11 protein-coding genes are annotated in these 15,361 nt (G+C 58.4%); 10 read left to right on the top strand and 1 reads right to left on the bottom strand.

Translation table 11 applies throughout. From position 1 onward, the window contains the following. Positions 1–136 precede the first annotated feature (136 nt). The 10 genes from HBO09_RS28300 (at position 137) to HBO09_RS28255 (ending at position 15,085) form a co-directional block, all read left to right on the top strand. Entirely contained in the window at positions 137–2,371 is a 2,235-nt protein-coding gene (locus HBO09_RS28300; RefSeq protein WP_178120481.1) for a hypothetical protein, read from the top strand. A 112-nt stretch (positions 2,372–2,483) separates the two neighbouring features. Further along, a complete protein-coding gene (locus HBO09_RS28295) occupies positions 2,484–4,085 on the top strand; it encodes an ABC transporter substrate-binding protein (protein ID WP_169999524.1) in 1,602 nt (533 codons plus the stop codon). A gap of 257 nt (positions 4,086–4,342) precedes the next feature. Next, entirely contained in the window at positions 4,343–5,968 is a 1,626-nt protein-coding gene (locus HBO09_RS28290) for an ABC transporter substrate-binding protein (protein WP_169999525.1), read from the top strand. A gap of 305 nt (positions 5,969–6,273) precedes the next feature. Continuing rightward, positions 6,274–7,878, top strand: coding sequence for an ABC transporter substrate-binding protein (locus HBO09_RS28285; RefSeq protein ID WP_169999526.1), 1,605 nt, complete (start codon positions 6,274–6,276; stop codon positions 7,876–7,878). Positions 7,879–8,048: 170 nt separating this feature from the next. Further along, positions 8,049–9,452 (top strand): OprD family outer membrane porin, encoded by a 1,404-nt coding sequence (locus HBO09_RS28280; RefSeq protein ID WP_169999527.1) that lies wholly within the window; start codon positions 8,049–8,051, stop codon positions 9,450–9,452. Between the two features lie 81 nt (positions 9,453–9,533). After that, positions 9,534–11,129, top strand: a complete 1,596-nt coding sequence (locus HBO09_RS28275) for an ABC transporter substrate-binding protein (protein WP_169999528.1) — start codon at positions 9,534–9,536, stop codon at positions 11,127–11,129. A gap of 73 nt (positions 11,130–11,202) precedes the next feature. Then, positions 11,203–12,213, top strand: coding sequence for an ABC transporter permease subunit (locus HBO09_RS28270; RefSeq protein ID WP_032860135.1), 1,011 nt, complete (start codon positions 11,203–11,205; stop codon positions 12,211–12,213). Positions 12,214–12,223: 10 nt separating this feature from the next. After that, entirely contained in the window at positions 12,224–13,135 is a 912-nt protein-coding gene (locus HBO09_RS28265; protein ID WP_038443398.1) for an ABC transporter permease subunit, read from the top strand. Positions 13,136–13,145: 10 nt separating this feature from the next. After that, positions 13,146–14,114, top strand: coding sequence for an ABC transporter ATP-binding protein (locus HBO09_RS28260; protein ID WP_169999529.1), 969 nt, complete (start codon positions 13,146–13,148; stop codon positions 14,112–14,114). Beyond that, positions 14,114–15,085, top strand: coding sequence for a peptide ABC transporter ATP-binding protein (locus HBO09_RS28255; protein ID WP_029291946.1), 972 nt, complete (start codon positions 14,114–14,116; stop codon positions 15,083–15,085). Before HBO09_RS28260 ends, HBO09_RS28255 begins: the two co-directional genes overlap by 1 nt. A gap of 65 nt (positions 15,086–15,150) precedes the next feature. On the opposite strand, the gene HBO09_RS28705 is transcribed toward HBO09_RS28255, so the two are convergent. After that, a partial coding sequence (locus tag HBO09_RS28705) for a hypothetical protein (protein WP_222933937.1) occupies positions 15,151–15,361 on the bottom strand: 211 nt, incomplete at its 5' end.

Genomic DNA, 15,361 nt, shown 5'->3' with positions numbered 1-15,361 from the left:
ATTGGGCCTTTTCTTCGGGGCTAAGCGTAATGTCCAGTGCGCTCACCTGAAACTCTCCAAGGGAGGAATGACACCTGAAGTGTAGGTGAAAAATTAGAAAATTTATTTCGCGAACAGCACACTAGCGCACGATAAAGTGGAACGGGGTGGCCCGATCAACTTCAACGAGATGGAGATAGATCCAAAGGATAAAAGCAAGGTCGATAATCTGGAGTCGCTGGGCAAGACGCTTCAAAACCATTGGGAGCATGAAATATCCACACCCATGCGCGACCCTTCGGGACCACTGGCAAGCCTCTCGGGAGAAGCGGACGCCTACGCTGTACGGGGAACCTTGCAAAGCCTGCGCAGTGACACACAGAGTTTTAAAAACTTGAGCCCTGAAGGGCAAGAAGCCGTGGCGCGGACACTGGATAAAAACGGCCAAGTCATCATTCCAAATGTCTACGGCTATCCCCTATCAGGCTATGCCTTTATTCCGTACACACCCTATGACGGAAATTATAAAAACAGGCCCAACCAAGGGTTGATGTTAGACCTGAAGAATGGCGCCGTGCGCGAAATACGTGGCGACGCAGACTTTGCAAGCTGGGCTAAAGACAACCACGACAACTTGCTGAGGAACTTCAACACCCGAGATATCCAAGGAGGCAAGGATTCACACTGGCCCAGCGCGGGGTATGTGCTTGACACATTAATCTCGGGCGCCAACGCCCACTTCCCCGGATATCACAACCTGGTTTCAGATGAGGAGATACCGGCTGCGCAACTATTCAATTACACCCGAGCCCGGGGCAGCGACTATCAGTTGAAGTTCGGCAGCCTTTACAGCGGTGTGGCCGCCCAATACCAAGCGGTGAACGCCAAGAATGCATTATGGTCCGACCAAACTCAGGTGTTTGGTTCGTCACAGCAAGATTGGAAATCGGCGAAAGATTTCTGGGGTAATACTTTCGGATACGTTCCCGTAATTGGCAACACTGGCAATATTGTCTTCGGCGTCCATGACAGTCTCTACGGCATGACGGCGCAGGATCGTGTGGGCGGCAATGCAGCGGCGGTAATATCAGGTCTGCAACTGGCCCACGAACTTGCGCCAGGTGCCGTCGAATCCGGGCTAGGTGAACCCGCCAAAGTCCCTGGCGTACCAAGAGCCGAAGATTACCAATGGAAGCAGAACTCACAAACAAACGACTTTGAGTTCGTGCACGCCCCCAAGCCCGCAAAGAATACCCATGAAGTCACCGTTCCAAGCGAGGCCCAACCTGCCAACCCCTTGCGCCCAAGCCAAGCTGGGCATATCAGCCAGCATGCGCTGCCAAATGGCGAGCAGTTGATTGAAAATGTGACGCCCAACGGCAAGGGGATTTATCAGGTCAAGGATGCAACCACCAACGCAGATCGCTGGTTAATCCGCTACACCGACGCCACCGGCATCAGCAACGTGTATGAGATCCGAGGGGATTTCAAACTGAGCAACGGCTATGTGCAGATCATTGACCCGCAAACCAGGCGACCCGTGATGACTGTCCACTCTTCGGGCAATGGCGAGTGGGTCTCAGCCAATGGCAACGGCGGCATCAAGTGGTTCCGGGGGCGCAGCAGCTCACCAACCCCCAGCAATGACACGAAGCCCCCACCGTCTTTTGCCAATCATTTTCTCGATCTCGACGGCAAACCAATCACAGGCGCCAACAAGGTCGACGATTTCTTGAAAATTAACGCGGGATCCAGCTACGAGTTCGCCAGCAGCAATTTCAAGGATGAAGGCGTCACCAAAACAAACTTCAGGGTTTCCTGGAACATCGACGAGACTGGCTTTTCCGTTGCGCCCGGAGAAAAGGCACAGCCCACGGAGCACAGTTCGAGCCAGTACTCACCCAACTTTGTTTTGGATATAAACCGTAACCCTTACACCGTCACCACCACAGAAAACGGGTTATCCGTCAGCCACCCACTGGACGCCACAGCGAACTCAGCCGAGGGCATCAGGCAAGCAAGGCTGGCGCAGTTCGAGCGCACAATTGAGGACCCCGACCTGCGTGCGCGTATTTCCGAGGTCGCCCATCAAGGCTCAATAGCCCCTGCCACCATTGACTTGAACGGTGGCTCGGTACTGCAAGATGGCTACTACTTTGGCGCTGACGATACCCAGTTTCACATCAATCACGATCCATCCAGCAAAGTGACGAAGGTCCAAATTACATCCAAAGGACACCTATCCAACCCGGAAAAAGATATCAACCGGGTGCCTGATGTGGAGGTGATCATCAAGCGAACGTTCACGATACGCGAAGGTAATGAGCTCAACAGCTTGTTCACCATCGACAAGGACGCACCCACCACTATCGAGGTCCTGACGCTCTCGTAGCCCAAGGCACGGCTACAGCGCCCACTTACCTGATCCCCTGAACGGCGGTAACCTCGGTGACTGCCGTTTTTCGTATGGGCAGTCTTATATACCTGCCATCTCTGGGGTCTGCATGGAAAAAAACGCCTTGAAAACACTGTTCCTCGTTGCGGGATTGTTGGCATTTACGCCCATGGCCCACGCCGCCAGCACCCTGGTCTACTGCTCCGAAGCCAGCCCCGCCGGTTTCGATCCCAGCCAATACACCAGCGGCACCGACTTTGATGCCTCGGCCGAAACCGTGTTCAACCGCCTGACCCAGTTCAAACGCGGCGGGACCGAAGTCGAGCCTGGCCTGGCGACAAGCTGGGATGTCTCCAAGGACGGCCTGGCCTACACCTTTCACCTGCGCGAGGGGGTCAAGTTCCACACCACTGAGTACTTCACGCCGACCCGCGACTTTAATGCCGAGGATGTAGTGTTTACCTTCCAGCGCCTGCTGGATGCCAACAGCCCATTGCGCCAGGCCTACCCGTCCGAGTCGCCGTACTTCACCGACATGGGCCTGAACACCACGATCAAGAGCGTGGAACAACTCGACAAACATACCGTGCGCTTCAACCTCAATAACGTCGATGCCGCCTTCGTACAGAACCTGGCCATGAGCTTTGCCTCGGTGCAGTCGGCCGAGTACGCCGCGCAGCTGCTCAAACAAGGAAAGGCCGCCGATATCAACCAGAAGCCGGTCGGCACCGGGCCGTTTGTGTTCAAGCGCTACCAGAAGGACTCGCAGATTCGCTACGTCGCCAATAAACAATATTGGAAGCCTGAGGATGTGAAGCTCGACAACCTGGTGTTTGCGATCACCCCGGACGCCGCGTCGCGCCTGCAAAAGCTCAAGGCCGGCGAATGCCAGGTCAGCGGCTATCCGCGCCCCTCGGATATAGAAGTGATGAAGCAGGATCCGAACCTGCGGGTGTTGCAGCAGGCCGGCTTCAATCTGGGTTTCCTGGCCTATAACGTGACTCATCCGCCATTGGACCAGCTCAAGGTCCGCCAGGCCCTGGACATGGCCATCGATAAGCCGGCGATTATCCAAGCGGTATACCAAAGTGCCGGACAATTGGCGCAAAACGCTCTACCTCCGGCCCAGTGGTCTTATGACCCCAACATCAAGGACGCGCCGCACGATCCGGCCAAGGCCCGGGCGCTACTAAAAGAAGCAGGGGTTGCACCCGGTACCACCATCAACTTGTGGGCGATGACCGTGCAGCGCGCCTCCAATCCCAATGCGCGCATGTCGGCTCAGATGATCCAGCAGGATTGGGCCAAGGTCGGGATCACCGCCAATATCGTCAGCTATGAGTGGGGCGAATACATCAAACGCGCCAAAAACGGCGAGCACGATGTGATGATTTACGGCTGGACCGGCGACAACGGCGACCCGGATAACTGGCTTGGGGTGCTCTACAGTTGTGCGGCGGTCAAGGGCAGCAACTACGCAAAATGGTGTAACCCGCAGTACGACCAACTGGTACAGAAGGCCAAACTCAGCAGTGACCGTGACGAGCGCATCAAGTGGTATCAACAGGCGCAAAAAATACTTAAAGATCAAGTACCTATAACGCCTATTGCGAACTCGACGGTTTTCCAGCCACTGCGCAAGGAAGTCCAGGACTTCAAAATCAGCCCGTTTGGGCTGACGCCGTTCTATGGCGTAAGTCTGAATAAGTAACAACCACGCCCCAACCGAGTGCGCCAGACACCTCGGTTGGGCCGATTCGGTGCGTCGCGCGCACCGAAAAAACCGTCAAAAATGCAGTTTTGTGTCGAAAATTATATGAATGCGACATTCTTGTACGTTCGTACCACTCTTTGCCGCTTGTTGCCTCTCAACGTCTTGCATTGGGTATGGGGCCTGCATAAGTATCCGCAGGCCGACTCACGAGGTCGCCCTCAATTCCAAAAATGACAACAAATCATGAGGCCAACATGCTTAAACACGCAGTCATTCCGTTTTTAGTCAGCGCCGGTTTAATGGCCGCTGCACCTTTCGCCCAGGCGGCGACTAATCTGGTGTTCTGCTCCGAAGGGAGCCCGGCCGGTTTCGACCCAGGCCAGTACACCACCGGAACAGACTTCGATGCTTCGGCCGAAACCATGTTCAACCGTCTCAGCCAGTTCGAGCGTGGCGGCACCGCCGTGATTCCTGGCTTGGCCACCAAGTGGGACGTTTCCGAAGATGGCCTGACCTACACCTTCCACCTGCGCGAAGGGGTCAAGTTCCACACCACGCCATACTTCAAGCCGACGCGCGAATTCAACGCCGACGACGTGCTCTTCACCTTCAACCGGATGATCAACAAAGACGATCCATTCCGTAAGGCCTACCCCACCGAGTTCCCGTATTTCACGGACATGGGGATGGACACCAACATCAAGAACATCGAGAAAATCGACGACCATACCGTCAAGTTCACCCTTGGCACCGTGGACGCCGCATTTATCCAGAACCTGGCCATGAGCTTCGCCTCGCTGCAGTCGGCCGAATACGCCGCCCAACTGTTGAAGGAAGGCAAGCCCCAGGAGATCAACCAGAAGCCGGTAGGCACTGGCCCGTTCGTGTTCAAGAGCTATCAGAAAGACTCCAACATCCGCTTCACCGGCAACAAGGATTACTGGAAGCCTGAAGACGTGAAGATCGACAACCTGATCTTCGCCATCACCACCGACCCGTCGGTACGTGTGCAGAAACTCAAGAAGAACGAATGCCAGGTCACCCTTTTCCCACGTCCAGCCGACCTCAAGGCCCTGGGCGAAGACAAGACCCTGAAACTGCCACACCAGGCCGGTTTCAACCTGGGCTATATCGCCTACAACGTCATGCCTGTGCTCAAAGGCCAGACTGCGGCCAACCCACTGGCCGACCTACGCGTACGCCAGGCCCTGGACATGTCGGTCAACAAGCAGCAGATCATCGACTCGGTTTACCAGGGCGCAGGCCAACTGGCGGTCAACGCCATGCCGCCGACCCAGTGGTCCTATGACGAGACCATCAAGGACGTCCCGCACGACGTGGCCAAGGCCAAGGAGTTGCTCAAGGAAGCCGGCGTCAAGGAAGGCACCGAAATCACCCTGTGGGCCATGCCGGTCCAACGTCCGTACAACCCCAACGCCAAGCTGATGGCCGAGATGCTGCAGAACGACTGGAAGCAGATCGGCTTGAAGGTCAACATCGTCAGCTACGAGTGGGGCGAGTACATCAAGCGCTCCAAGGGCGGCGAGAACCAGGCCATGATCATCGGCTGGAGCGGTGACAATGGTGACCCGGACAACTGGCTGAACGTACTGTTCGGCTGCGACTCCCTGGCCGGCAACAACTTCTCCAAATGGTGTGACAAAAAATTCGACGGCATCGTGAAAGAAGCCAAGGCCACGTCGGATGTCGCCAAGCGCACCGAACTGTACAAACAGGCGCAACACGTCCTCAAAGACGCAGTCCCCATGACACCTATCGCACACTCGACGGTGTATCAACCCATGCGCAACAACGTGCAGGACTTCAAGATCAGCCCATTTGGCTTGAATTCCTTCTACGGGGTGAGCGTCAGCAAGTAGTGATCTCTAGCGGCGACGTTTCGTAACGTCGCCGTTATTGCATCCGCCAAGACACTAGGAATCAGACTACGTTCGCAGTCGCTGCCGACCTACAGCATCTAACTGCAAAGGTAACGTCCGATCCCTACAAGGTCTGTCCGGTTCTGCGCATTTACTGTCCTGCCCGCGTTCCCTAACGTCGCGGTAGGCAAATACGCAGTTCCGATACGGCATTTGCTGTGGATGGGAGCAGTGCTTTCTCCATGCCAGGTAAGGCGTGGCGACTGTTCACTGACGAAAACGATAAACATGGATTGGGGACCGTCATGCGCCATACCACCGTTCTATCCGCGATATTGGGTACCAGCCTGTTGGCCGTCGCTTCGATGGGCCAGGCTGCCGAGAAGAAAAGCCTGGTGTTCTGCTCCGAAGGCAGCCCGGCCGGGTTCGATACCGCGCAATACACCACCGCCACCGACAACGATGCGGCCGAACCGATCTACAACCGCCTGGTTGAGTTCGAAAAGGGCGAAACCGGGGTCGTCCCAGGACTGGCTACCAAGTGGGATATCTCGCCAGACGGCCTGACCTATACCTTCCACTTGCGCGAAGGGGTGAAGTTCCACAGCAACAAGGAATTCAAGCCGACACGGGATTTCAATGCCGATGACGTGCTGTTCACCTTCAATCGCATGCTTGATCCCGACCATCCGTTTCGCAAGGCCTACCCCACCGAGTTTCCGTACTTCAACGGGATGAGCCTGAACAAGAACATCGCCAAGGTCGAGAAAACCGACCCGCACACCGTGGTGATGACCCTCAATACGGTCGACGCTGCGTTTGTCCAGAACATCGCCATGAGCTTCGCCGCAATCCTCTCGGCGGAATACGCCGAACAACTGCTCAAGACCGGCAAACCCAGCGATATCAACCAGAAGCCGATCGGCACCGGGCCGTTCGTGTTCCAGCGGTACCAGAAGGATTCGCAGATCCGTTACGCCGGCAATAAACAGTATTGGGACCCGAGCAAGGTCAAGCTCGACCAACTGATTTTCGCCATCAACACCGATGCTTCGGTGCGAGTACAGAAGCTCAAGGCCAATGAATGCCAGGTCACCCTGCATCCACGCCCCGCCGATGTCGACGCGCTCAAGGCCGACCCCAACTTGCAACTGCTGACCAAGCCTGGCTTCAACCTCGGCTACATCTCCTACAACGTCCGGCACAAACCCTTCGACCAGCTCGAAGTCCGCCAGGCGCTGGACATGGCAGTAAACAAGCAGAGCATCCTCAACGCCGTGTACCAAGGCGCCGGGCAGTTGGCTGTCAATGCCATGCCGCCGACCCAATGGTCCTACGACGACAGCATCAAGGACGCCGCCTACAACCCGGAAAAAGCCAAGGAATTGCTCAAGGCTGCCGGCGTCAAGGAAGGCACCGAGATCACCCTGTGGGCGATGCCGGTCCAGCGCCCGTACAACCCCAACGCCAAGCTGATGGCCGAGATGCTGCAAAACGACTGGGCCAAGATCGGCCTCAAGGTCAAGATCGTCAGCTATGAATGGGGCGAGTACATCAAGCGCACCAAGAACGGCGAGCACGATGTCAGCCTGATTGGCTGGACCGGCGATAACGGTGACCCGGACAACTGGCTAGGCACCCTCTACAGCTGCGACGCCATCGGCGGGAACAACTACTCGATGTGGTGCGACCCTGCGTACGACAAGCTGATCAAGCAAGCCAAGGTCGTCACCGACCGCGAACAAAGGACTGTTCTGTACAAACAGGCGCAGCAACTGCTCAAACAGCAGGTGCCGATCACGCCTGTCGCCCACTCGACGGTCAACCAGCCGTTAAGCACCAAAGTCGAAGGTTTCAAAGTGAGCCCCTTCGGCCGCAACGTGTTCTCGGGCGTCAGTATTACCCCATAAGAAAATAACCGGATGCGCAGAGCGAAGTTGGCTCTGCTGCAAACGTGCAGCTGTAATTCGTGAAATGTCCTACAGCAAACGTTTGCAAAGGCTTGAAGAGTTACACACCCAATAGCCGGCTCACCTAATAAGGCCGGCATTAAAAAAAGAGAACCAAAGGAGCTCCACCCATGAAACTAAGCAGCAAAGTGCTACTGGCCATGGCCATCAGCAGCATCACGGCAACCGCCTATGCAGAATCCGTGAGCCAGGACTTTGTTCCTACCACACTGGCCGGCAGCAGCGCCCAAAGCGAGGCAAAAGGCTTTATCGAAGACTTCAGCCTGGGCGGCAGTACGCGCAACTGGTACTCCAATGAACACCTGTACCGCGGGGGCAGCTTCAAATACAAAGAGCACGGTGTAACGAAGACCGACCGCAACCGTACCAACTGGGTCCAGGGCACCATCATCAATGCCAGCTCGGGTTTCACCCAGGGCACTGTGGGCGTCAAGGCCGAAGTAGCGGTGTACAACGCTCTGGTTCTAGACCGCAGCAAACGCGATATCAAGGGCGGCTCCAACCGTACCTTGGCTGACTCTGACGGCAATGCCGTAGACCAGTGGAGCAAACTGGGCCTGGCCAACTTGCAGTTCCGCGTGTCGAACACAACACTGACCGCCGGCCGCCAGAACTTCAGCACGCCGATTGTCGACAACATCGGCAACCGTCCCCTGCCATCGAGCTTCCAAGGTGTGAGCTTCAACAGCGCAGAGTTCAGCAACCTGTCGTTCCAGGGGGGCGTGTTTGACCGCGTCTCGCCACGGTCCGAGCAGAGCCTGTCGAAGTTCCGTAGCGAGTACAGCCAACAAGGCGCCAAAAGCGCTACAACCGACAAGGTCTACACCCTGGGCGCCAACTACCAACCGTTCGCGAGCCTGAAAACCAGCGTCTTCGGCGCCAACGTCAAGGACTTCTGGAACCAGTACTACTTTGGCGCTACCCACGAACTGGGTGACAGCCAGCAACTGGCCCTGACCACTGGCTTCAACTACTACAAAACCGTCGACGAAGGCAAAAAGCTGATGGGGGAAATCGACAACGATACCTTCTCACTGTCCCTCGGCCTGGCGCATCAGGCTCACAGCCTGACCTTCTCCTACCAGCAAGTGAACGGTAACGAGTACTTCGACTACCTGCACGAAACCAACGGCATCTACCTGGCCAACTCCCTGACTTCGGACTTCAACGGCCCGAACGAGAAATCCTTCCAGGTCGCCTACGCCATCAACATGGCCGAATACGGCGTGCCGGGCCTGAAGTTCAACGTCTACTCCGCACGCGGCTGGGGTATCGACGGTACTCACTACACCGGTAACAGCAACGGCGCTTACGCCTACACCGGCATCGAAAAACAAGACGGCGAAAAACACCAGGAATACGGTGTTGGCGCAGCCTACGCGGTCCAGAGCGGCCCGCTCAAGGCCACCGCGATTCGTGCCACCTACGTTGAACACCGTGGCAGCGCCAACCAGTTCGACGGCAGCGTCAAAGAATTCCGTCTGGTTACCACCGTCCCATTCAACATTCTTTAATTCGCACCAGGTAGACGGCGGGCTCAGGACGAGCCTGCCGTCTACATTTGTGTGGTTGAATCGATCGCAGAGGGCTCTTCGATGAAAATGCTCCCGTTACAAGCTGCCATGACCGCTGCACTGCTGAGTGTGGCCCTGGGCATTTCGGCCAAGCCGCTGGTGGTCTGCACCGAAGCCAGTCCGGAAGGCTTCGACCCGGTCGTGTACGTCACGGCCGTCACCGCCGATGCCGCCGCCGAAACCATGTTCAACCGCCTGGTGGACTTCAAGCCCGGCACCACTGAAATCAGGCCCGCACTCGCCAAGTCCTGGGACATCAGTGAGGACGGCCTGACCTATACCTTCCACCTGCGTGATGACGTCAAGTTCCACACCACCGATTACTTCAAGCCTACGCGCAACCTGAATGCCGACGACGTGCTCTGGAGTTTCCAGCGCCAACTGGACCCGAAACACCCGTGGCACGACAAGTCCATTACCGGCTTCCCTTATTTCGAAAGCATGGGTTTCAAGGAACTGCTCAAAAGCGTCGAGAAGACCGATGACCACACCGTGGTCTTCACCCTGACCCGCCCCGAAGCACCGTTCCTGGCCGATGTTGCAATGCCGTTCACCGCCATTCACTCGGCCGAGTACGCCGACAAACTGCTGGCCGCCAACAAGACCGGCGAGCTCAACAGCAAGCCGATCGGCACCGGCCCGTTCATTTTTACCCGCTACCAGAAAGACGCCCAGGTGCGCTTCAAGGCCAACCCGGAATACTTCCGCGGCAAGCCGCCCGCTGACCCGCTGATCCTGGCCATCGCGGTGGATAACAACGTGCGCCTGCAAAAGCTCAAGGCCAATGAGTGCCAGATCGCCCTGTATCCAAAACCCGATGACCTGCCAAGTATCAAGGCCGATCCAAACCTCAAGGTCTCGGAGCTGGCGGCGATGACCACCGCCTACACCGCCATGAACACCACCCGCAAGTACATGAGCGACGCGCGGGTGCGTCACGCGATCAACATCGCATTCGACAAACAAGGCTACAACGAATCCCTGTACGGCAAAGGCAATGCCGTCGACGCCACCGGCCCGTACCCGCCGACCTTGCTAGGTTTCAACGACAAGCTGAAAAACCCGGCCCGCGACCTGGACAAGGCCCGCGCCCTACTCAAGGAAGCCGGTGTGCCGGAAGGTACCGAGTTCACCCTGTTCACCCGCAACGGCGGCGGCCCGACCAATCCCAACCCGATGCTTGGCGCCCAGCGCATGCAGGCGGATCTGGCGCAGATTGGCCTGAAGGTCAATATCAAGGTCATGGAATGGGGCGAAATGCTCAAGCGCGCCAAGGCTGGCGAGCACGACATGGTCTCTGCCGGCTGGGCCGGGGACAACGGCGATCCAGACAACTTCCTCACGCCGAACCTGAGTTGCGATGCCGCCAAAAACGGCGAAAACTACGCCCGCTGGTGTAACGAAGAGTTTCAGGGCTTGATCGACAAGGCCCGTGCCATCGCTGAACCCACACAGCGCGCCGCACTCTATGAACAAGCGTTGGAGGTTTTCGACAAGGACCAACCGTGGATCCCCTTGGCCTACCCGAAAATGTTCACCGCCATGCGTAAAAACGTCGAGGGATATATCCAAAGCCCCCTGACCAACAATAACTTCGCCACCACCCAGGTGAAGTAATAAGAGACGCCCCGCACCGTCGACGTTGACGGTGCCGGACCTGCCTAACCGGCTGATTGAGGTAGATACCACGATGTTTAGTTTTATTGCCCGCCGATTGGGATTGTTGATCCCAACGTTCTTCGGCATCACGTTGCTGACTTTTGCGTTGATTCGCATGATCCCCGGCGACCCCGTAGAAGTCATGATGGGCGAAAGGCGGGTTGACCCCGAGATGCACGCCCAGGCAATGGAACGCCTTGGCTTGAACAAACCCTTATATGCGCAATACCTGGACTACGTCGGCAAGCTCGCCCAGGGCGACCTCGGCGAATCCCTGCGCACCCGCACCAGCGTGTGGACCGAGTTCAGCGCACTGTTCCCCGCGACCCTGGAGCTGTCCATGGCCGCCCTGTTGTTCGCCGGCATCCTCGGGCTACTGGCCGGGGTGATCGCGGCCTTGAAGCGAGGATCCCTGTTCGACCATGGGGTGATGGGCATCTCCCTGGCGGGATATTCGATGCCGATCTTCTGGTGGGGCCTGATCCTGATCATGTTCTTCTCGGTGAGCCTGGGCTGGACCCCGGTTTCCGGGCGTATCGACCTGCTCTATGACATCGAGCCACGCACCGGCTTCATGCTGATCGACACCCTGCTGGCCGACGAGCCGGACGCGTTCTGGGATGCGCTGCACCACCTGATCCTGCCGGCCATCGTGCTCGGCACCATTCCGCTGGCGGTAATCGCGCGGATGACCCGCTCATCGATGCTTGAAGTACTGCGCGAAGACTACATCCGTACCGCCAAGGCCAAGGGCCTGTCGCCGGCGCGCGTGGTGTTCGTGCACGGCCTGCGCAACGCGCTGATCCCGGTATTGACCGTGGTCGGCCTGCAAGTCGGCACGCTGCTGGCCGGCGCGGTATTGACCGAGACCATCTTCTCCTGGCCCGGCATCGGCAAATGGCTGATCGAAGCCATTGGCGCCCGGGATTATCCGGTGGTGCAAAACGGCATCCTGCTGATCGCCTGCCTGGTGATCCTGGTGAACTTCGTGGTGGATATCCTCTACGGCTTCGCCAACCCACGCATCCGTCACCAGCGCTGAGATCATGACCATGACCACACCAACTCCCGTGTCAGCAGTCGATCAAAGCCTGCTGTACCCGTCGCCGTACAAAGAATTCTGGCAAGCCTTCTCCAAGAACAAGGGCGCGGTTGCCGGCCTGCTGTTCATGTTGCTGATCGTGTTCTGCGCGATCTTCGCCCCGTGGGTCGCGCCCCATAACCCCAGCGAGCAATACCGCGACTTCCTGCTGACCCCGCCGTCGTGGCTCGAAGGCGGGCAGATGCAGTTCCTGCTGGGCACCGACGAATTGGGCCGCGACTTGCTGTCGCGCCTGATCCAAGGCTCACGCCTGTCGTTGCTGATCGGCTTGTCATCGGTGGTGATGTCGCTGATTCCGGGGATCCTGCTGGGGCTGTTCGCCGGGTTCTTCCCGCGTCTGCTCGGCCCCACCATCATGCGTCTGATGGACATCATGCTGGCCCTGCCGTCCCTGCTGCTGGCCGTGGCGATTGTCGCCATCCTCGGCCCTGGCTTGATCAACACCGTGATCGCGATTGCCATTGTGTCGCTGCCATCCTATGTGCGCCTGACCCGCGCGGCGGTGATGGGCGAGCTCAACCGTGACTATGTGACGGCCGCGCGCTTGGCCGGTGCCGGTCTGCCGCGCCTGATGTTCGTGACCGTGCTGCCCAACTGCATGGCACCGCTGATCGTGCAGGCCACCTTGAGCTTCTCCTCGGCGATTCTCGATGCCGCGGCCCTGGGCTTCCTCGGCCTTGGCGTACAACCGCCAACCCCCGAGTGGGGCACCATGCTGGCTTCGGCCCGTGACTACATCGAACGCGCCTGGTGGGTCGTGAGCCTGCCTGGCTTGACCATTTTGCTCAGCGTGCTGGCAATCAACCTGATGGGCGACGGACTGCGCGATGCGCTGGACCCGAAACTCAAGAATGCCGCGTGAGGAGATTCCCATGTCACTGCTAGAAATCAAGAATCTCAATGTGCGCTTCGGCGACAAAACCGCCGTGCCAGTGGTCGATGGCCTCGACCTGTCCGTGGACAAAGGCGAAGTACTGGCCATCGTTGGCGAGTCGGGTTCGGGTAAATCCGTGACCATGATGGCGCTGATGGGCCTGATCGAGCATCCCGGCATCGTCACCGCTGACTCGCTGACCTTCGACGGCAAGGACATGCTCAAGCTGAGCAACCGTCAACGTCGGCAGATCGTCGGCAAAGACCTGGCGATGGTGTTCCAGGACCCGATGACCGCGCTGAATCCCAGCTACACCGTGGGCTTCCAGATTGAAGAAGTGCTGCGCCTGCACCTGAAAATGTCCAGCAAGCAAGCGCGCAAGCGGGCCATCGAACTGTTGGAAAAAGTCGAAATCCCAGGCGCTGCCAGCCGTATGGATGCCTACCCGCACCAACTGTCCGGCGGTATGAGCCAGCGCGTGGCCATCGCCATGGCCATCGCCGGCGAGCCGAAACTGCTGATCGCGGATGAACCGACCACGGCGCTGGACGTGACCATTCAGGCGCAGATCATGGAACTGCTACTGGCCCTGCAGAAAGAACAGAACATGGGCCTGGTGCTCATTACCCACGACCTCGCAGTCGTAGCGGAAACCGCCCAGCGCGTGTGCGTGATGTACGCCGGCCAAGCGGTGGAAGTCGGCCAGGTACCGGGCTTGTTCGACGTACCGGCGCACCCGTACAGCGAAGCATTGCTGGCGGCGATCCCGGAACACAGCATGGGCGCCGAACGCCTGGCAACCTTGCCCGGCATCGTTCCTGGTCGTTATGACCGCCCGCAAGGCTGCCTGCTGTCACCACGCTGCCCGTACGTGCAGGACAGCTGCCGCCAGACCCGTCCGACCCTGGACCCGCAAGCCCACAGCCTTGTGCGCTGCTTCTACCCCTTGAACCAGGAGGTGGCGTAATGGCCGTCGTTCTTACCGCCCGCGACCTGACCCGTCACTACGAAGTGTCCCGTGGCCTGTTCAAGGGCCACGCCACCGTGCGCGCCCTCAATGGCGTGTCGTTTGAGCTGGAGGCCGGCAAGACCCTGGCTGTGGTGGGTGAGTCCGGGTGCGGCAAATCCACCCTGGCTCGGGCACTGACGCTGATTGAAGAGCCATCGTCCGGATCCTTGAAAATCGCCGGCCAGGAAGTCGCCGGCGCCGACAAGGCCCAGCGCAAGCAACTACGCAAAGACGTGCAGATGGTGTTCCAGAGCCCTTATGCCTCGTTGAACCCTCGGCAGAAAGTCGGTGATCAACTGGGCGAGCCGCTGCTGATCAACACCAACCTGTCCGCGGCCGAGCGCCGGGAAAAAGTCCAGGCGATGATGAAGCAGGTGGGCCTGCGCCCTGAGCACTATCAGCGCTACCCGCACATGTTCTCCGGTGGCCAGCGCCAGCGGATCGCCCTGGCCCGGGCAATGATGCTGCAACCCAAAGTGCTGGTGGCGGATGAGCCGACCTCGGCCCTCGACGTCTCGATCCAGGCCCAGGTGCTCAACCTGTTCATGGATTTGCAGCAGCAGTACAACACGGCCTATGTGTTCATCTCCCACAACCTGGCGGTGGTGCAACACGTCGCGGATGACGTGATGGTGATGTACCTCGGCCGCCCGGTGGAAGTGGGCCCCAAGGAGGACATCTACGCACGTCCCCTGCACCCGTACACCCAGGCGCTGTTGTCGGCCACCCCGACCATCCATCCCGACCCGAACAAGCCAAAGATCAAGATCGTCGGCGAACTGCCCAACCCGCTTAACCCGCCACCTGGCTGCGCCTTCCACAAGCGCTGCCCGTATGCGACCGAGCGCTGCAGCAGTGAAGAACCGCTGCTGCGGGAACTGGACAACCGCCAAGTGGCTTGCCATCACGCGGAGCAGTTCGTGGCTTGATGCATGCTCACTGTAGGAGCGAGCTTGCTCGCGAAAATCGTCAACGATAACGCGGGCATCCTGGTTTAGCGCGGCGCCCTTGCGTTCTTCGCGGGCAAGCCCGCTCCTACAGGGAAATACCGAGCAGCAGTGAAGAACCACCGCTGCGTGAACTGGACAACCGCCAAGTGGCTTGCCATCACGCGGAGCAGTTCGTGGCTTGATGCATGCTCACTGTAGGAGCGAGCTTGCTCGCGAAAATCGTCAACGATAACGCGGGCATCCTGGTTTAGCGCG

The organism is Pseudomonas sp. WS 5027 (genome assembly GCF_012985695.1).
Taxonomy (GTDB): domain Bacteria; phylum Pseudomonadota; class Gammaproteobacteria; order Pseudomonadales; family Pseudomonadaceae; genus Aquipseudomonas; species Aquipseudomonas hygromyciniae.
Note: the sequence above shows the minus strand (reverse complement) of the source record. Positions and strands in the feature narration are given on the sequence as shown.